Source organism: Massilia sp. KIM (assembly GCF_002007115.1).
Taxonomy (GTDB): Bacteria; Pseudomonadota; Gammaproteobacteria; order Burkholderiales; family Burkholderiaceae_D; genus Telluria.
The window spans coordinates 197,413-215,866 of sequence record NZ_MVAD01000001.1 but is presented as its reverse complement, the minus strand read 5'-3'; the positions used below and the strand labels follow the sequence as shown (position 1 = coordinate 215,866).

At 67.8% G+C, this 18,454-nt stretch carries 18 protein-coding genes; 6 read left to right on the top strand and 12 right to left on the bottom strand.

Annotation, left to right across the window (positions count from 1 at the left end; translation table 11 throughout):
- Positions 1–2: 2 nt before the first annotated feature.
- The 6 genes from B0920_RS01045 to B0920_RS01020 all read right to left on the bottom strand — a co-directional run bounded on the left by B0920_RS01045 (position 3) and on the right by B0920_RS01020 (position 7,601).
- A complete protein-coding gene (locus B0920_RS01045; protein WP_078030743.1) occupies positions 3–866 on the bottom strand; it encodes an STAS domain-containing protein in 864 nt (287 codons plus the stop codon).
- Positions 867–1,071: 205 nt separating this feature from the next.
- Entirely contained in the window at positions 1,072–4,236 is a 3,165-nt protein-coding gene (locus tag B0920_RS01040) for an efflux RND transporter permease subunit (protein WP_078033239.1), read from the bottom strand.
- Positions 4,237–4,249: 13 nt separating this feature from the next.
- Positions 4,250–5,440 carry an efflux RND transporter periplasmic adaptor subunit gene (locus tag B0920_RS01035; protein ID WP_078030742.1) on the bottom strand — a complete coding sequence of 397 codons (1,191 nt, stop codon included), beginning with the start codon at positions 5,438–5,440 and terminating at the stop codon, positions 4,250–4,252.
- The gene (locus tag B0920_RS01030; protein WP_078030741.1) at positions 5,437–6,672 is read right to left on the bottom strand and encodes a TolC family protein; all 1,236 of its coding nucleotides are present in this window, start codon (positions 6,670–6,672) and stop codon (positions 5,437–5,439) included. The genes B0920_RS01035 and B0920_RS01030 overlap by 4 nt, the downstream gene beginning before the upstream one ends.
- Positions 6,673–6,762: 90 nt before the next feature.
- Positions 6,763–7,110 carry a hypothetical protein gene (locus B0920_RS01025; protein WP_078030740.1) on the bottom strand — a complete coding sequence of 116 codons (348 nt, stop codon included), beginning with the start codon at positions 7,108–7,110 and terminating at the stop codon, positions 6,763–6,765.
- A 110-nt stretch (positions 7,111–7,220) separates the two neighbouring features.
- Positions 7,221–7,601, bottom strand: a complete 381-nt coding sequence (locus B0920_RS01020) for a hypothetical protein (RefSeq protein ID WP_143745593.1) — start codon at positions 7,599–7,601, stop codon at positions 7,221–7,223.
- Positions 7,602–7,629: 28 nt separating this feature from the next.
- On the opposite strand from B0920_RS01020, the gene B0920_RS25325 reads away from it, so the two are divergent.
- Positions 7,630–7,872 (top strand): hypothetical protein, encoded by a 243-nt coding sequence (locus tag B0920_RS25325; protein ID WP_143745592.1) that lies wholly within the window; start codon positions 7,630–7,632, stop codon positions 7,870–7,872.
- An 8-nt stretch (positions 7,873–7,880) separates the two neighbouring features.
- On the opposite strand, the gene pnp is transcribed toward B0920_RS25325, so the two are convergent.
- On the bottom strand, positions 7,881–9,986 hold the full coding sequence (pnp, locus tag B0920_RS01015) for a polyribonucleotide nucleotidyltransferase (RefSeq protein ID WP_078030738.1): 2,106 nt from the start codon (positions 9,984–9,986) through the stop codon (positions 7,881–7,883).
- 178 nt (positions 9,987–10,164) lie between these two features.
- On the bottom strand, positions 10,165–10,434 hold the full coding sequence (gene rpsO, locus B0920_RS01010) for a 30S ribosomal protein S15 (protein WP_027867691.1): 270 nt from the start codon (positions 10,432–10,434) through the stop codon (positions 10,165–10,167).
- A gap of 175 nt (positions 10,435–10,609) precedes the next feature.
- On the opposite strand from rpsO, the gene B0920_RS01005 reads away from it, so the two are divergent.
- Positions 10,610–11,110, top strand: coding sequence for an outer membrane protein assembly factor BamE (locus B0920_RS01005; RefSeq protein ID WP_078030737.1), 501 nt, complete (start codon positions 10,610–10,612; stop codon positions 11,108–11,110).
- A 3-nt stretch (positions 11,111–11,113) separates the two neighbouring features.
- Here B0920_RS01005 and B0920_RS01000 read toward each other — a convergent pair whose 3' ends face one another.
- The 3 genes from B0920_RS01000 to B0920_RS00990 all read right to left on the bottom strand — a co-directional run bounded on the left by B0920_RS01000 (position 11,114) and on the right by B0920_RS00990 (position 14,464).
- The gene (locus B0920_RS01000; protein ID WP_078030736.1) at positions 11,114–12,661 is read right to left on the bottom strand and encodes a 2-isopropylmalate synthase; all 1,548 of its coding nucleotides are present in this window, start codon (positions 12,659–12,661) and stop codon (positions 11,114–11,116) included.
- A 49-nt stretch (positions 12,662–12,710) separates the two neighbouring features.
- Positions 12,711–13,598: a CDP-diacylglycerol--serine O-phosphatidyltransferase gene (gene pssA, locus B0920_RS00995; RefSeq protein ID WP_078030735.1), complete on the bottom strand. Its 888-nt coding sequence runs from the start codon at positions 13,596–13,598 to the stop codon at positions 12,711–12,713.
- Between the two features lie 92 nt (positions 13,599–13,690).
- Positions 13,691–14,464 carry an SIMPL domain-containing protein gene (locus B0920_RS00990; protein WP_078030734.1) on the bottom strand — a complete coding sequence of 258 codons (774 nt, stop codon included), beginning with the start codon at positions 14,462–14,464 and terminating at the stop codon, positions 13,691–13,693.
- Positions 14,465–14,680: 216 nt separating this feature from the next.
- On the opposite strand from B0920_RS00990, the gene B0920_RS00985 reads away from it, so the two are divergent.
- From B0920_RS00985 to B0920_RS00970, 4 genes are all read left to right on the top strand, one after another.
- Entirely contained in the window at positions 14,681–15,034 is a 354-nt protein-coding gene (locus B0920_RS00985) for a nuclear transport factor 2 family protein (RefSeq protein ID WP_078030733.1), read from the top strand.
- 157 nt (positions 15,035–15,191) lie between these two features.
- Entirely contained in the window at positions 15,192–15,689 is a 498-nt protein-coding gene (locus tag B0920_RS00980) for a hypothetical protein (RefSeq protein WP_078030732.1), read from the top strand.
- A 186-nt stretch (positions 15,690–15,875) separates the two neighbouring features.
- Positions 15,876–16,262 (top strand): VOC family protein, encoded by a 387-nt coding sequence (locus tag B0920_RS00975; RefSeq protein ID WP_078030731.1) that lies wholly within the window; start codon positions 15,876–15,878, stop codon positions 16,260–16,262.
- A gap of 105 nt (positions 16,263–16,367) precedes the next feature.
- Positions 16,368–17,342: an IS1595 family transposase gene (locus B0920_RS00970; protein WP_078030730.1), complete on the top strand. Its 975-nt coding sequence runs from the start codon at positions 16,368–16,370 to the stop codon at positions 17,340–17,342.
- Between the two features lie 74 nt (positions 17,343–17,416).
- On the opposite strand, the gene ilvC is transcribed toward B0920_RS00970, so the two are convergent.
- A complete protein-coding gene (gene ilvC, locus B0920_RS00965; RefSeq protein WP_078030729.1) occupies positions 17,417–18,433 on the bottom strand; it encodes a ketol-acid reductoisomerase in 1,017 nt (338 codons plus the stop codon).
- Positions 18,434–18,454 lie beyond the last annotated feature (21 nt).

Here is an 18,454-nt window from a genome sequence, read left to right as displayed (position 1 = left end):
TCTCAGGCGTGCTTGCTGATGACCGAGGTGCCGGTGCGCTCGAGCGCCACCAGGAAGGCGTCGGCCAGGGTGGCCTTGGTGACCACGTCCTCGAGGTTCACGCCCAGGTGCACGATGGTCTGCGCGATCTGCGGGCGGATGCCGCTGATGATGCAGTCCGCGCCCATCAGGCGCGCGGCGGCGATGGTTTTCATCAGGTGCTGGGCCACCAGGGTGTCCACGGTCGGCACGCCGGTGATGTCGATGATGGCGATCACGGCGCCGGTGTCGACGATCTTCTGCAGGATGTTCTCCATCACCACCTGGGTGCGGGCCGAGTCCAGGGTGCCGATCAGGGGCAGCGCCAGGATGCCGTTCCACAGCTTGACCACCGGGGTCGAGAGTTCCAGCAGTTCCTGCTGCTGGCGCACGATGATCTGGTCCTTGGTCTTCTGGAACACCTCGATGGTGTACAGGCCGAGCTTGTCCAGCAGGGTGTTGATGGTCCAGGAAGCCGAGGCCAGCGCCTCGGCGTCGCCGGCGAAGCTGTCGCGCAGGCGGGCGAACAGCGGCTGCTTGAGCGAGAACACGAAGGTCGCGGTTTCGGCCGGGGTCGAGCCGGCCTTGGCGCGGGTCGAGGAGATCTCGGCCAGCAGGTCGCGCACCTCGTCCCAGGAGCGGTGCTCGATGTTGTTGAGCTCACCGCCGCGGGTGGCGGCGGTGAAGGCGGCCAGGAATTGCTGGCAGTGGGTACGCAACTGTTCACGCGCCGCGCTGGTGCCGCGCACCAGCAGCGCTTCGAGCTGCGCCAGCCATTCGGCGCCGACGGCCGATTCCTGGTCCTGCAGCATCTGGCTGATACGGGTTGCGTAATCCATGGTGGTCATCGATCGGTCCTTTTGTTCGAATAGTCGGCGGAGTCACGCACCGGGCCATTCCCCTGGTGCGTGCAGATACACGAGAGAGCTAAACAGCCAACTATACCATTTCCGCCATAGCGGACAGGGCACGGTTGGGTTGTCTGTTGGATATTTTCACTGCAAAAATGGAAATGCTCGCGCACTGCTGGCACCGGCCACGAAATTTGACATTCTACGCTTCCAAATTAACATTTGCGACGGCCGCGCGGGCACGCTCCGCCCGGCCATGCGCCATCTCGTAGATGACCGGCAACAGGATCAGGGTCAGCAGGGTCGAGGACAGGATGCCGCCGATCACCACCGTGGCCAGCGGCCGCTGCACCTCGGCCCCGGTGCCGGTGGCCAGGGCCATCGGCAGGAAGCCGAGCGAAGCCACCAGGGCCGTCATCAGGACCGGCCGCAGGCGCGCCAGCGCCCCCGCGCGCACCGCCTCGCCCAGCGGCGCCCCGCCCTCGCGCAACTGGCGGATGAAGGAGATCATCACCAGCCCGTTGAGGACCGCCACCCCGGACAGGGCGATGAAGCCGACCGCCGCCGAGATCGAGAACGGAATCCCGCGCAGCCACAGGGCGCACACGCCGCCGGTCAGGGCGAAGGGAATCCCGGTGAACACCAGCAGGCCGTCGCGCAGGTTGTTGAAGACCAGGTAGAGCAGCGCGAACACCAGGGCCAGCGAGGCCGGCACCACCAGCTGCAGGCGGCCGGCGGCGGCCTGCAGGTGCTCGAACTGGCCGCCCCAGCCGGTCCAGTAGCCGGGGGGCACCGGAACTTGGGCCGCGATCCGCTGTTGCGCATCCGCCACGAAGGAGGCGATGTCGCGCCCGCGCACGTTGGCGCTCACCACCACCCGCCGCTTGCCCTGCTCGCGGCTGAACTGGTTGGGACTGGGCGTGGTCTCGAAGCTGGCGATCTCGCCCAGGCCGATGAAGCTGTGCGGCGCCCCGGCCGCCGTCGGCAGCGCCACCGGCAGCCGGCGCAGGGCGTCGACGTCGGCGCGCACCGCCTCGGGCAGGCGCACCACGATGTCGAAGCGGCGGTCGCCCTCGAACACCACGCCGGCCGCGCGGCCCGCGGTGGCGGTGGCGATGGTCTCCTGCACGTCGCCGATGTTCAGGCCCATGCGCGCGGCGCGCTCGCGGTCGACCCGCACCTGCAGCATCGGCAGCCCGGTGGTCTGCTCCACCTGCACCTCGCTCGCTCCCGGCACCTGGCGCAGCACGGCGGCGATGCGGCGCGCGGTGGCGTCCAGCACCGCCAGGTCGTCGCCGAACACCTTCACCGCCACGTCGCTGCGCACGCCCGAGATCAGTTCGTTGACGCGCAGCTGGATCGGCTGGCTGAACTCGTAGCTGTTGCCGGGCAGGCCGTCCAGGGTGCGCCGCATCGCCTCCAGCAACTGCGCGCGGGTCTTGCGCGGCCGCGGCCAGTCGCGCTCCGGCTTGAGCATGATGAGGCCGTCCGCGACGCTGGGCGGCATCGGGTCGGACGCCACCTCGGCGGTGCCGATGCGCGCGAACACCCGCTCGATCTCGGGGTGGGCCGCCAGCAGGGCCAGCTCGATCTGCTGCTGCATCCTGACCGACTGCGTCAGGCTGGTGCCGGGCACGCGCGTGACCAGCACCGCCAGGTCGCCTTCGTCGAGCGTGGGCGCGAACTCGGCGCCCAGGCGGGTCGCCATGAGGCCGGAGACCGCCAGCGCCAGCACGGCGAAGCCGAGGGCCACCGGCCGGTTGGCCAGGGCGTAGCCCAGGCAGGCTTCATACCAGCGGCGCGCCGCGCCCAGCGCCCGGCTTTCGCGCTCCACCACGCTGCGGCCGATGAACAGCGCGACCGCGGCCGGCACGAAGGTGAGCGAGAGGATCATCGCGCCCAGCAGCGCGATCACCACCGTGAAGGCCATCGGGTGGAACATCTTGCCCTCGATGCCGGTGAGGGCGAAGATCGGCAGGTAGACGATCATGATGATCAGCTGGCCGTAGACCAGCGGCCGGCGCGCCTCGCGCGCCGCCGCCAGCACTTCGCGAAAGCGCTCCTCGCGCGTGAGCTCGCGCCCCAGGCGGGCCTGGGCCGCGGCCAGGTGGCGCACGCAGTTCTCGACGATCACTACCGCGCCATCGACGATGATGCCGAAGTCGAGCGCGCCGAGGCTGAGCAGGTTGGCGCTGATGCGGTTGCCCACCATGCCGGAAAAGGTGAACAGCATCGCCAGCGGGATCACCATGGCGGTGAGCAGGGCGGCGCGGATATTGCCGAGGAAGAGGAAGAGCACGGCCACCACCAGCACCGCGCCCTCCAGCAGGTTGTCGCGCACGGTGGCGATGGCGCGTTCGACCAGCTTGGTGCGGTCGTAGACCGTGACCGCCTTCACCCCGGGCGGCAGCGAGCGGTTGATCTCGGCCATGCGCGCGTCCACCGCCTTCGACACCGCGCGGCTGTTCTCGCCGAGCAGCATGAACACCGTGCCCAGCACGACTTCCTGGCCGTTCTCGGTGGCGGCGCCGGTGCGCAGCTCGCGCCCGACCGAGACGTCGGCCACGTCGCGCACCCGCACCGGGATGCCGCGCACGGTGGACACCACCACGTTGCCGATGTCCTCCTTCGAGGCCGCCTGGCCGGGGGCGCGCACCAGGTATTGCTCGCCCTCGCGCTCGATGTAGCCGGCGCCGACGTTGCTGTTGTTCTTCTCCAGCGCCCCGACGATGTCGGCCAGCTCCAGGCCATAGGACGAGAGCGTGGCCATGTCCGGGGCCACCAGGTATTCCTTGTCGAAGCCGCCGATCGAATTGATCTCGGTGACGCCGGGCACGGTGCGCAGCTGGGGCTTGATGATCCAGTCCTGGATCTCGCGCAGGTCGGCCGGGGTGTAGGGCGTGCCATCGGGCTTCTTCGCCCCCGGCACGGTTTCCACGGTCCACAGGTAGATCTCGGACAGGCCGGTGGCGATCGGGCCCATGGCCGGCACCACCCCCGCGGGAAGCTGCTCGCGCGCGTCCTGCAGGCGCTGGCTGACCAGCTGGCGCGCGAAATGGATGTCGGTGCCGTCCTTGAACACCACCGTCACCTGCGACAGGCCGTAGCGCGACAGCGAGCGCACCTGTTCCAGGCCCGGCAGGCCGGACAGCACCGACTCCACCGGATAGGTGATGCGCTGCTCGGTCTCGAGCGGGGAATAGCCCGGCGCCGAGGTGTTGATCTGGACCTGCACGTTGGTGAGGTCGGGCACGGCGTCGATCGGCAGGCGGCCGTAGTTGACCGCGCCCAGGATGGCCATGGCCAGCACCGCCAGCATCACCAGCCAGCGGTGGGCGATGGACGCCTCGATGAGTCGGTTGAACATGTTCGAGGTCCCTTCAGTGCCCATGCCCGCCCTCGCCCTTGCCCTGCTCCGCCTTGATGGCGAAGCTGCCCGAGGTGGCCACCAGCTCGCCGGCGCGCAGGCCGGCCGTGATCTCGACCAGGCGGCCGTCGGAGAGGCCCACCGCCACCGGCCTGGCCAGGAAGCCCTGGGGCGTGCGCGCGTACACCACCAGCCTGCCCTCGACGGTGCGCACCGCCTCGCGCGGCAGCGCCACCGGCACGGCGCTCGATCCGGTCACGATGTCGACGTTGACGGCCAGGCCGGGGCGCCAGGCCAGCTTCGGGTTGTCCAGCACCACGCGCGCCTGGGCCGAGCGCGATTCCTCGCCCACCAGGGAGCTGACGTAGCTCACCTTGCCGGGCGCGGTGGCCTCGGAGGCGATCGAGCGCACCACGGCCGGCGTGCCATCGCGCACGATGTCGAGGTCGCGCGCCGGCACCACCACGTTGGCCCAGACCGTGGCCAGGTCGGCGATGGTGAACACGCGGGTGTCGGCGCCGACCACTTCCCCCAGGCTGATGTGCTTCTCGACCACCACGCCGTCGAAGGGGGCGCGGATCTGGAGCCGGTTGGAGCCGCCGTCCCCAAGGCCGCCAAGCGCCTGCAGTTGCTGGCGCGCCGCCTGCAGCGCGATCCCGGCCTCCTGCAGTTCGGCCTCGGCCTTGAGCAGGTCCTGGCGCGCCGTCACCTGCGCTTCCCACAGCGACCGTTCGCTCGCGTGCAGCTCGCGCGCCAGGCGCATGCGGCGTTCGGCGCTGGCCAGCGCGGCGCGCTGGGCGGCGACGTCGGCGCTGGCGATCACGGCCAGCACCTCGCCCTTGCGCACCCGGTCGCCGAGGTTGGCGCGCACCGCCTCCACGGCGCCGGCCGCGCGCGGGGTCACGTGGGCGGTGCGGTCTTCGTTCAGGGAGATCTGGCCGGGGGCGCGGATGAAGCTGTCCATCCGCGCCGGGCCGGCCGCCTGCACCACGATGCCGGCGGCGCGCACCTGGGCCTCGGTCATGGGCACCAGCTCGAGGTCTTCGCGCCCCGCGCCGGCGCGCTGCGCCTGGTCGGCCTGCTCACCGTGATCCTCGTCCGCGTGGGCGCTGTCTTCGCTGCCGCCGCGCGCCAGCACCAGGGCGGCGATGGCGATGGCCACCGCCAGCATGACGGCGATGACTTTCATTTGCTGCTTGTTCATGGGTTCTCCTGGAATGCCGAGGCGCCGGTGAGGCGGGCGATCTCGGCGGCCGCGCGCTGGATCTCGGCGTCGGCCTGCAAGGCCTGAAGCTGGGACTGGAACAGGGTGCGCTGGGCCTCCAGCACCTCGAGGAAGCCGAATTTGCCGGCCTCGAAGCCGCGGCTCGCGGCCTGCCAGGCGCTGCGTGCGCCGGGCAGGATCTCGCCGCGCACCAGCGCCGCCTCGTCGCGCGCGGCGAGCAGGCGCGCATGGGCCTGGGCCAGGTCCGCACGCAGGCGCGCGCCCTCGCCCGCCTGCTGCTCGCGCGCCTGGTCGACCCGGCTCAGGGCCTGGCGCAGGGCGCCCTCGTTGCGGTTGAAGAGCGGCAGCGGCACCGACAGGCCGACCACGGCCTGGTTGCCCGCGTCCTGGCCTTCGCGGCGCGTGCCCAGCACCAGGGTCAGGTCCGGCGTGCGCTGGGTCCGCGCCAGGCGCGCCTCGGCTTCGCGCTGGGCGACCCGGGCCAGCGCGCGGCGCATGGCGGGCGCTGCGTCGAGCCGGGCGGCCAGTTGCGCCAAAGGCAGCACCGGCGGCGGCGCCTCCGGCGCAGCCGGCTCCAGCGCGGCCGGTTCGCCCCCCCACAGCGCGGCCAGCCGCACGCGCGCCTCCTGCAGCGCGCGGCCGGCCTGCAGCAGCTCGATGCGGGCGTTGGCCTCAGCGATGCGGGCGCGGGTTTCATCGACCGGCGAGACCTTGCCGGCCTGGACCCGGCGCGCCGCCGCATCGAGGGCGCGCGCGGCCAGCGCCGCCATCTCCCCGGCCAGGCGCTGGCGCTCGGCGGCCAGCACCAGCTCGTGGAAGGCGGCGGCGGTGTCGGCCCTCAGCTCGGCGCGCAGGGCGGACAGTTCGCGCCGGGCCAGCTCGCCCTCGCTGCGCGCCAGCGCCACCCGGGCCGCGCGCTTGCCGCCCAGCTCGAAAGGAATGTTGAGCTGGGCCGTGGTGGTGCGGGTATCGCGCCGCTGGCCTTCGCGCAGGAGTTCGAGCTCCGGATTGGGCAGCGCCCCGGCCTGGGCCAGCGCGCCGTCCTGGGCCGCGACCTCGTGCGCGGCCGCGCGCAGGGCCGGACTGGCGCGCTCGGCCAGTTCGATGGCCGCCGCCAGGGTCAAGGGGGCGGCCACGGGCACGGCCGGAGCCGTGGCCAGGATGGCCGCAAGGATGGCCACGTGCTTGCGCGGCCTGGTAAAGAACGACATGGTGTGCTCCGAACAGGTGGGTCGTTCGGCGGGCGCGATGCGTGCGGCCGCAGGGCTGCGGCCAGTGTCGATGCAGGGTGTCCCGCCGGCTCAGAGACGCAGTTGCCGGTCCGGAGGCGGGATCAGATCGGGGATGTGGGAGACGTAGCGCCGCAATTCGCCGCGCAGGTGCGGGGCGCCCTTGGGCAGGGGCAGGTCGGGATTGGCGGAGGGGAGCGCGCTGGCCGAGAGATGGTGGCAGACGTCGCAGCCGTCGCAGTTGTCGCAGGGCTTGGCCTTGCCGTCCTCGCCATCGCCGGCCGGCTGCTGCTTGCCGGCCTGGTCGGCGTCGTGCTGGGCGCTGCTCTGGGCCGGCTCCGGACAGCAGGCGCATGCGGCTGCCCAGACGGCCTGGAGCGGCATCGTGACGAGCAGCAGGATCAGTAACAGGCGTTTCATGAAAGTCCGGGGTTGGCGCGGCGCGAGCCTACCGGCGTAGTGTGCCCGAATTTTCCGGCGCTGGCTATAGGCCGCGCGAGGGATGCGCAAGGACAGGGAGGGGAAGCGGGTCAGGTGATGGTCACGGGCGGGACGATGTCCACCGCCCTCACCTTCCCGCCCTGGTCGAGGAAGAAGATCAGCAGGTAGCCCCGCCCATACTGGCTGACCACGGTGGTCGGTCCGACGAAGTAGCACAGGCTGTCGTCGCGGCCGATGGAACCGGTGGGCTCGCCCAGCAGATCGCGGATCTCGGCGCGGGTGAGCTGGGTGACGGGAAACTGGCTGAGGAAGGAGCCGACCATGCGCCCGCGCCCGACCTGGTCGGCGCCGGCCCAGCCCTTGACCGTGAAATGGTCGTGGCCCAGGGTGTTGATCTGCACCTCGACCGAATAGCCCAAGCATCCTTGCAGGATGCCGAAGGCGAGCAGCCATGCCCAGAACAATCTCATCAGCGGTCCCCGTGACGCACCCGAAGGAGTGGCGATCTTCGTTATTCTCGGCGAAAGTTCGCCGAACATCTTTAATCGCGCTCAAACCGGGGGGTCCTGGCTAGCGCTGCGCGTCGACCGGCGGCGCCAACTGGACGCTGACGACCCTCCCGGTCCGCCGGTCCGTGCCGAATACCAGCAGATGGCCGGGTCCGTCGTCGCCGAGCAAGGCCGCGATCCCCATAAAAAAACCGCCAGGCTCACGCTCTGGCGGTTTCTTGGACAGACCTAGCGGGAGGCTTACTGCGCCGCCGCTTCCACCGGATCGGCTGCCTTCATCGACAGCTTCAGGCGGCCGCGCTCGTCGGTCTCGAGGACCTTCACGCGCACTTGCTGGCCTTCCTTCAGGTAGTCGGCCACGGCGTTGACGCGCTCGTTGGCGATCTGCGAGATGTGCAGCAGGCCATCCTTGCCCGGCATGACCTGGACGATCGCGCCGAAGTCCAGCAGCTTGAGCACGGTGCCGTCGTAGGTCTTGCCCACTTCGACCGAGGCGGTCAGCTCTTCGATGCGGCGCTTGGCTTCCTGGCCGGCGGCGGCGTCGACCGAGGCGATGGTGACCACGCCGTCGTCGGTGATGTCGATCTGGGTGCCGGTCTCCTCGGTCAGCGCGCGGATCACGGCGCCGCCCTTGCCGATCACGTCACGGATCTTTTCCGGGTTGATGCGGATGGTGATCAGGCGCGGCGCGAAGTCCGACAGCTCGGTCTTCACGGTCGGCATGGCCTTCTGCATCTCGGCCAGGATGTGGTGGCGGCCTTCCTTGGCCTGGGCCAGCGCAACCTGCATGATCTCCTTGGTGATGCCCTGGATCTTGATGTCCATCTGCAGCGCGGTGATGCCGTTGGCGGTGCCGGCCACCTTGAAGTCCATGTCGCCCAGGTGGTCTTCGTCACCCAGGATGTCGGTCAGGACCGCGAACTTGCCGCCTTCCTTGATCAGGCCCATGGCGATGCCGGCCACGTGGGCCTTCATCGGCACGCCGGCGTCCATCAGCGCGAGGCAGCCGCCGCACACCGATGCCATCGACGAGGAGCCGTTCGATTCGGTGATCTCCGAGACCAGGCGCACCGAGTAGCTGAACTCTTCCGGCGCCGGCAGCGCAGCGACCAGCGCGCGCTTGGCCAGGCGGCCGTGGCCCACTTCGCGGCGCTTCGGGGTGCCCACGCGACCGGTTTCGCCGGTGGCGAACGGAGGCATGTTGTAGTGCATCATGAAGTCGTCGGTGTACTCGCCCATCAGCGCGTCGATCTTCTGGCTGTCGCGCGCGGTGCCCAGGGTGGCGATCACCAGGGCCTGGGTTTCGCCGCGGGTGAACAGGGCCGAGCCGTGGGTGCGCGGCAGCACGCTGGTGCGGATCGAGATCGGACGCACGGTGCGGGTGTCGCGGCCGTCGATGCGCGGTTCGCCTTCCAGGATCTGCGAGCGGACCACGCGCGCTTCCAGGTCGAACAGGATGTTGCCGACTTCGACGGCGTCCACTTCTTCCTGGCCGTCCGCGTTCAGCGCGGCCAGCACCTGGGCCGAGGCGTCGCGCAGCTTCTCGGTGCGCGCCTGCTTGTCCTTCACCTGGTAGGCGGCGCGGATCAGGCCTTCGGCATGCTGGGTGACGCGCGCGATCAGGGCTTCGTTCTTCGGCGCCGGCGACCATTCGACTTCCGGCTTGCCGCCTTCGGCGACCAGGTCGTGGATCGCGTCGATCACGACCTTCATCTGCTCGTGGCCGTAGACGACCGCGCCCAGCATGATTTCTTCCGACAGTTGCTGCGCTTCCGATTCCACCATCAGCACGGCGGTCTCGGTGCCGGCCACCACCAGGTCCATCTGCGAGGTCTTCATCTGGGTGGTGGTCGGGTTCAGGATGTACTGGCCGTTGGCGTAGCCGACGCGGGCCGCGCCGATCGGGCCGTTGAACGGGATGCCGGCCACGCACAGGGCGGCCGAGGCGCCGATCATCGACGGGATGTCAGGATCGACTTCCGGGTTCACCGACAGCACGTGGATGATGACCTGGACTTCGTTCAGGTAGCCTTCCGGGAACAGCGGGCGGATCGGACGGTCGATCAGGCGCGAGGTCAGGGTCTCCTTTTCGGAAGGACGGCCTTCGCGCTTGAAGAAACCGCCCGGGATCTTACCGGCAGCGTAACTTTTCTCGATGTAGTCCACGGTCAGCGGGAAGAAGTCCTGGCCAGGCTTGGCGTCCTTCTTGGCGACCACAGTGGCCAGCACGACCGTGTCTTCGACCGACACCACGACGGCGCCCGATGCCTGGCGCGCGATCTCACCCGTCTCCAGGGTGACAGTGTGTTGGCCGTACTGGAAGGTTTTCGTAACTTTGTTAAACATGGGTAATCCCTTTCTATTTGCCGACAGATTTTCAGGGGCTGTCGTTCCACCTCACCACGGATCGCCGCCATTCACTCGCGGCGATCTTTACTACAACAACAAAACAGCTAAAACAAAAAATGCCCGCGTCAGACTCTCTGGCGCAGGCATTTCGTGACTAAACCGTCTGGCGCAACGATTACTTACGCAGGCCGAGCTTGGCGATCAGATCGCGGTAACGGTTGGCGTCCTTGCGCTTCAGGTAAGCCAGCAGGCTCTTACGACGGTTGACCATCATGATCAGGCCACGGCGGGAGTGGTGATCCTTCTGGTGCGCCTTGAAGTGGCCGTTCAGCTCGTTGATGCGGGCGGTCAGCAGTGCGACCTGGACTTCCGGCGAACCGGTGTCGTTCTGGCCACGTGCGTTGTCCGCGATGATCGCGGCTTTGTTGATGTTTTCTACGGTCATGATGTTACCTTTCACATGCGGTGCAAGAGTCGGAACCCAGCGCACCGTGATTGTCAAAATACCTGCCCAAAACGGACAGACCCGCCAGTATAGGGTAAAACGCGGCGCGGAGCCAGTGTTTGCGTGGCCAGGATCGGGCATCATAGGGTTTTCCGGACAAACCACGGACGATCCCATGCTCAAACTAGCCAATTTGACAACTCTTGCCGCCACCCTGGCGCTGGCCGGCTGCGCGGGACTGGCGCGCGAGGCGCCCAGGCCGGGCGAGCCGATCGAAGCGGTGCAGGCCAAGCTCGGCCGGCCGACGGCGGTCTACCCCTCCCCCGACGGCCAGGTGCTGGAATACGCCACCGGCCCCATGGGCCAGTTCACCTGGATGGCGCGCCTGGGGCCGGACGGCCGCCTGGCTTCCTACGAACAGGTGCTGACCGGCGAGAAGTTCGCGACCATCAAGATCGACGCCGCCAACAAGGAACAGGTACTGCGCACCATCGGCCGCCCGGCCGAGCGCTCCTTCGTGGCCTTCAACAACTACGAAGTCTGGTCCTACCGCTACAAGGAGGCCGGGGTCTGGAACTCGCTGATGCACGTGCACTTCGACCGCAACGGCATCGTGCGCCAGATGCTCAACGGCCCCGACCCGATGTACGAGCCACGCGACCGCTTCGGCTGGTGAGCCTCACACGCCCTGCGGGTTGACGCGCTCGTTCTTCGAGTGCAGCTTGTTGAGCCCCGACAGGTAGGCCTTGGCCGAGGCCACCACGATGTCGGGGTCGGCGCCCACGCCGTTGACGATGCGCCCGGCGTGCGCCAGGCGGATGGTCACCTCGCCCTGCGAGGCCGGGCCGTTGCTGATCGCGTTGATCGAGAACAGCACCTGCTCGGCGCCGCTTTGCACCACGCTCTCGATGGCCTTGATGGTGGCGTCCACCGGGCCGTCGCCGCTGCCCTCGGCCGCCACTTCCCTGCCCTCCATCGAGAACACGATGCGCGCATGCGGCAGCTCGCCGGTCTCGGAGCGCTGGGCCAGCGAGACGAAGCGGTAGGTCTCCGCTCCTTGCGCGTGGTCTTCGTCGGACACCAGGGCCATGATGTCCTCGTCGAAGATGTCGGCCTTGCGGTCGGCCAGTTCCTTGAAGCGGGCGAAGGCGGCGTTGATCTCGGCTTCGGATTCGAGCTCGATGCCCAGCTCGTGCAGGCGCGCCTTGAAGGCGTTGCGGCCGGAGAGCTTGCCCAGCACGATCTTGTTGGCGGTCCAGCCGACGTCCTCGGCGCGCATGATCTCGTAGGTCTCGCGCGCCTTCAGGATGCCATCCTGGTGGATGCCCGAAGCGTGGGCGAAGGCGTTGGCGCCCACCACCGCCTTGTTCGGCTGGACGGCGAAGCCGGTGATCTGCGAGACCATCTTGGAGGCCGGGACGATCTGGGTGGTGTCCACCCCGACCGTCAGGTTGAAGTAATCGTGGCGGGTGCGCAGCGCCATCACCACCTCTTCCAGCGAGGTGTTGCCGGCGCGCTCGCCGAGGCCGTTGATGGTGCATTCGATCTGGCGCGCGCCGCCGATCGCCACCCCGGCCAGGGAATTGGCCACGGCCAGCCCGAGGTCGTTGTGGCAGTGGACCGACCACACGGCCTTGTCGGAATTCGGCACCCGCTCGCGCAGGCGGCGGATGCGCTGGCCGAACTGCTCGGGCACGGCGTAGCCCACGGTGTCGGGGAAGTTGATGGTGGTGGCGCCCTCGTCGATCACGGCTTCCAGCACGCGGCACAGGAAGTCCTCGTCGGAACGGCTGCCGTCCTCGGGCGAGAACTCGATGTCGTCCGTATGCTGGCGCGCGTAGCGGATCGCAAGGCGCGCCTGCTCCAGCACCTGCTCGGGCTCCATGCGCAGCTTCATCTGCATGTGCAGGGGCGAGGTGGCGATGAAGGTGTGGATGCGCTTCCTTGCGGCGGGCGCCAGGGCTTCGGCGGCGCGCGCGATGTCGCGCTCGTTGGCGCGCGAGAGCGAGCAGATGGTGGATTCGCGCACCGCGCCGGCGATGGCGCGGATGGCCTCGAAGTCGCCCGGCGAGGCGGCCGCGAAGCCGGCCTCGATCACGTCCACCCGCAGGCGTTCGAGCTGGCGCGCGATGCGCACCTTCTCGTCCCTGGTCATCGAGGCCCCGGGCGACTGCTCGCCGTCGCGCAGGGTGGTGTCGAAGATGATGAGTCGGTTCGGGTCGTGCATGGGGCCTCCGGTCGCTGTCTGGGGGAAGAAGTCGCGGCGCCCCTGGGTCTCAGCGGCGCACGGCCTCGTCGTCGTCGTGCTCGTCGTCGTCGGTCGGGATGATGCTGACCGGCTTGCCGCGCGCCCGGCGGACCAGGAACACCACGTAGCCGGACAGGCCGTAGATCACGAAGATCGGCCACAGGACCTTGGGCGGATCGATCGCCAGCAGGGCCAGCGCGAGCGCGATCAGGAACACGACGATGAAGGGCACCGACTTGCGGAAGTTGACGTCCTTGAAGCTGTAGAATGGGACGTTCGAGACCATGGTGATGCCGGCGAAGACGGCGATGCCCCAGGAGACCCAGTCGACCTGGCGCGCGCTCACGCTGATGTCGGGGTCGGTCATCATCATGATGAAGCCCACCACCAGGGCCGCCGCGGCCGGGCTGGGCAAGCCCTGGAAGAAGCGCTTGTCGACCACCTGGATGTTGGTGTTGAAGCGGGCCAGGCGCAGGGCCGCGCCGGCGCAGTAGATGAAGGCCGCGATCCAGCCCAGCTTGCCGAGGCCGCGCAGCGACCACTCGTAGATCACCAGGGCCGGGGCGGCGCCGAAGGACACCATGTCGGACAGGGAATCGTACTGGGCGCCGAACTCGGACTGGGTGTTGGTCAGGCGCGCGATGCGGCCGTCGAGGGCGTCGAGGATCATGGCGATGAAGACGGCCCAGCAGGCGTGCTCGAAGCGCTGGTTCATCGCCATCACGATGGCGTAGAAGCCGCAGAACAGCGCCCCGGTGGTGAAGGCGTTCGGCAGCAGGTAGATGCCGCGCCCGCGCTCGCCCGGCAGGCGGTCCTCGGCGCGCCGGCCGAAGCGCTTCAGGCGCGAATTCAGGCGGGAGAAGCGGGGTGCTTTGGGCACTGCCCCTGGTGTTCTTCTTCTTGGAAAGGTTGGCATAAAGAATTTAATTCATTGTGCGCCATGCGGCGCGTCCCCGCCATTATAGAGGCGGGGACAGCGTTAGCGAAACGCCACACTTTCCACATCGCTTATTTGAACTTGACTTTCCCGACCAGGCGCATCTGCAGGGTGGTTTCGCCCGGCTCGAAGCTCGGTTCCGAGACGCTGTCGGCCATCTCGCGCTTGGCGCTCATGCGCGCCATCATCGGCGCGGCGGCCGCGGCGTCGCCCCCGCCGTTCACGTAGTTGCCCGAGCCTTCGAAGTCGACCGTGTCGATGACCGCCTCGGCCGGCTTGCGGCCCATCGCGTTGGCGATCGAGACGATGCGTTCGTTCAGGTTCTTGTAGGTCTCGGCGATACGCTGGTCGTCGAGGCGTTTTTCGGTGGCGGGGGCCAGGCCGAACTGGATGTTATTGATCGTCAGCACCTTCTGCGCGCTGGCGGCGGTCTTCGGCAGCTCGGCCAGGCTGGTGGTTTTCATTTCCAGGTATTGGCCGACGCGCCATGCGACCGGCACCGGCGGCTTGACCACGCCATCGACCGGACGCGGCGGCTGCACGTTTTCCGGATAGATCGGGTAGGTGTAATAGCCCATGGTCTTGTACTCGGCGCGCGGGTCGAGCTTGCGCAGGATCTCGGTGCCTTCCTTCATCTTGCGGTTCACGCGCTCGGCGGCCTTGGCCTTGTCCTTGTCGTGCTCTTCGACGGCGAAGGTGACGATCGCCTGGTCGTTGGCATGCTTGACCTCGCCGAAAGCCGGCACGATGACCAGGGTGCCCGCGGTCGCCGGCGCGGGGGACTGGGCATAGGCCTGGGCAGCGAACAACAGGGCGATCAGCAGGGACGGTTTGGCAAGGGACATGGTTCTTCTCCTGAAAACGGGACAGCGACATGCTGTTTTCGACGCAACAATAGCGCTTTTCGCCCGCGCACACTGTTTCTGTAATGGAAAGTTGCAAATGATTGCAAATGGTGACGGTTTTTCGCCCGCCGGCAAGGCGGCGACACCCAGGCGAGCGCTCGCTACACTAGGCCGCGCCAGCCAGCTGTTTATCCATTACCCGGAAAGGAGTCGAGCATGTCCGAGCAAAACAAACGTGTCCTGCAAGATGCCAATGCGGCCGTCAGCGCCGGCGACAACGAAGGCTTCCTGCGCCATTGCACCGAGGACATTGTCTGGACCACGGTGGGCGGCGAGACCCTGCACGGCAAGGAAGCCGTGCGCCGCTGGATGAGCGAGTCCTACCGCGAGCCGCCGCGCTTCACGGTGCAGCATCTGGTGGCCGAGGGCGACTTCGTGGTCGCACTCGGCAGCATCGAGATCGAGGACGAACAGGGCCGGGCCGGGAACGCCGCCTATTCGGACGTCTGGCGCCTGCGCAACGGCAAGCTTGCCGAGCTGCGCGCCTTCGTCATCCCGGACAGCGGTTGAACCGCCCTCCCCCGGCTGAACGCAGGACTGGACTGTGGCAAAAATGGGAATTCGGTGAGCAGAATTGATGCGACAAGAATGATTTTCATTTGTGCGCGCGTTGCATTATTGTACATAGTAATATTGCAACGTTCTCCACCAACCAAGGTCATCTTCCATGAAAAGCTTGTCTCTGCGTCTCGCCGCTGCCTCCCTCCTGCTGTGCGCATCGGTGTCGGCTTCCGCCGGCCCGACGGTCACCAAACCTCTCGTGATTTCCGGTGTGATCCAGGAAATCGTCGGACCTGCCGAGCGCTGCGCCTCGAAGTTCGGCGGCACCCTACTCGGCCACGGCGACAGCGCGCTGATCGGCAAGGTCGCCTTCATTGGCAGGGACTGCATCACCCAGGACGGTCCGCTGTTCAACTTCGGCAATGGCCGCCTGATCATCATGACGGTGACCGGCGAGCAGATCTTCGTCAACTATTCCGGCCAGTTCGTTCCCACCGGCGAAGGCACCAAGTTCGTATTCAACAATGCGGGCTTCCAGATCACCGGCGGCACCGGCCGTTACGACAAGGCGAGCGGCGGCGGTGACCTGACCGGCACCGAAGACATGGCCACCGGCGCCGGCACTGCCACCCTCAGCGGCACGATCACCTACAAGCTGAAGTGAAGGCGGCGCCACGCGCGCTCGAACTTCTCACCGGGCCCGGCCTGCCACGCGCAGGCCGGGCCCGGCTGCTTTCCGGCCGGACGGCAGGCTGGCTGTCGCCGGAGAACTCGGCCGTGCTAGAGTGGCCCTTCCGACAACAGCGCGCGCGGCCTGGCCGGCAGCGCATATCGTCCACAGGAGACATCCATGAAGCGGGTTACCGGCATCGGCGGCATCTTTTTCTACGCGAAGGACCCGGTCGCATTGCGCGCCTGGTATCAGCGCCACCTCGGCGTGAACGTGCTGGACTGGGGCGGCGCGGCCTTCACCTGGACCGGCGAGGACGGCAAGCCGAGCGGCGGCACGACGATCTGGTCGATCGGCCCGGAAGACAGCGGCCATTACGCGCCCGGCAAGGCGAACTTCATGATCAACTACCGCGTCGCCGACCTGCCCGCCCTGCTCCAGGCCCTGCGCGACGAAGGCTGCCAGGTGCTCGAGCAGCGCGAGGATTCCGAGTTCGGCAAGTTCGGCTGGGTCATCGACCCCGAGGGCAACAAGGTCGAGCTGTGGGAACCGCCGCCCGGGCAGTAAGCGGCAAACGCTAAAAAAGGCGCTGTCACCGTTAGCTATGGATGAGTACTGAACTGCTGAGCGTCTTGGTGGTCCAAGCCCTGTCATCTCTCGACAGGAGCGATCATGAAGGCGTCAGGGTTCCAGAAATGGTTCGACAAGCTGCCCTCGCTGAACCAGCCGCAGCGCCTGCGCGTGCTCGATGCGCTGCGTCCGGCGGCCGGGCTGGCCCAGATCGTTGCGCTGCTCACGGTAATCCGCGCCGCGGACCGGCGCTGTCCGCGCTGCGCCAGCCCATCGTGGCACCGCCATGGTCACGCCAATGACCTGCAACGTTACCGTTGCCGCCAGTGTGGGCGCACATACAACGACCTGAGCGGCACGCCGCTGGCGCGCCTGCGGCTGCGCGGTAAATGGCTCGATTATCTGCAGGCGCTGCTGGCGTCGCGGCCCGTGCGGGCGGCGGCAAGCGAAGTCGGCGTGCACCGCAACACCGCCTTTCGCTGGCGCCACCGCTTCCTGGACCAGGTTAAGCACGACCGTCCGGCGCGCTTGAGTGGCATCGTCGAGGCCGATGAAATGTTCCTGCTCGAATCGCAAAAAGGAGCGCGAGAGCTCGGCCGACCTGCGCGCAAGCGCGGCGGTTCGGCCAGCAGGCGGGGAATCTCGCGCGAGCTCGACTGCATTCTGGTGGCGCGCGATCGCGGCGGGCAGACCATCGACGCCGTCACAGGTCGCGGCGCGGTCAGCGCACGGCAGCTGACGCGCTATCTGCTGCCAAAACTCGACCCGCAGGCACTGTTGGTCACCGATTCGAATGCCGCGTATCGCGCCTTCTGTCGCCAGCATGGTATCGCGCATCAGGCGGTGAACCTGCGCGCTGGCGTGCGGGTGCGGGCCGGCGCTTCAGGCGCCATCCACGTTCAAAACGTGAATGCCTATCACCACCGATTCCGGGACTGGCTGGCGCGCTTTCACGGCGTGGCCTCGCGCTACCTGCCGAACTATCTGGGCTGGCGCTGGGCGCTCGATGGCGGACGGGTCAATACTGTCGAGCAATTGCTGCGCATCGCACTCGGGGTGATCAACACTGCACGGTGACAGCGCCAAGAAAAAACGGGCGGCAACCCGGCTCGCCGCCCGGTTGCCGCCCGCCCTGCGGGTGCGCGAAAAACTCAGTTCTTCGACTGGTCCACCAGCTTGTTCTTGGCGATCCAGGGCATCATCGCGCGCAGCTTGGCGCCGACTTCCTCGATCTGGTGCTCGGCGGTCAGGCGACGGCGCGAGATCAGGGTCGGGGCGCCGGCCTTGTTCTCGAGGATGAAGCTCTTGGCGTATTCGCCGGTCTGGATGTCCTTCAGGCACTGGCGCATCGCTTCCTTGGTCTGGGCGGTGACGACCTTCGGACCGGTCACGTACTCGCCGTACTCGGCATTGTTCGAGATCGAGTAGTTCATGTTGGCGATGCCGCCTTCGTAGATCAGGTCGACGATCAGCTTGAGCTCGTGCAGGCACTCGAAGTAGGCCATCTCCGGCGCGTAGCCGGCTTCGACCAGGGTCTCGAAGCCCGCCTTGATCAGCTCGACGGTGCCGCCGCACAGCACGGCCTGCTCGCCGAACAGGTCGGTCTCGGTCTCTTCACGGAAATTGGTCTCGATGATGCCGGCGCGGCCGCCGCCATTGGCCATGGCATAGGACAGCGCGATGTCGCGCGCCGCACCCGACTTGTCCTGGTAGACCGCGACCAGGTGGGGCACGCCGCCGCCCTGGCGGTAGGTGTTGCGCACGGTGTGGCCCGGCGCCTTGGGAGCGACCATGATCACGTCGAGGTCGGCGCGCGGCACGACCTGGCCGTAGTGGACGTTGAAGCCGTGGGCGAAGGCCAGCACCGCGCCCTGCTTGGCGTTCGGTTCGACGTTCTCTTTATAGACCTGGGCGATGTTCTCGTCCGGCAGCAGGATCATGATGACGTCGGCGTTCTTGACCGCCTCGTCGACCTCGGCCACCTTCAGGCCGGCCTGCTCGACCTTGTTCCACGATGCGCCGCCGCGGCGCAGGCCGACCGTCACGTTGACGCCCGATTCGCTCAGGTTCTGGGCGTGCGCATGGCCTTGCGAGCCATAGCCGATGATGGCGACGTTCTTGCCTTTGATGAGGGAGAGGTCGCAGTCTTTGTCGTAGAAAACTTTCATGTTCAGGTCCTGTATTTTTTA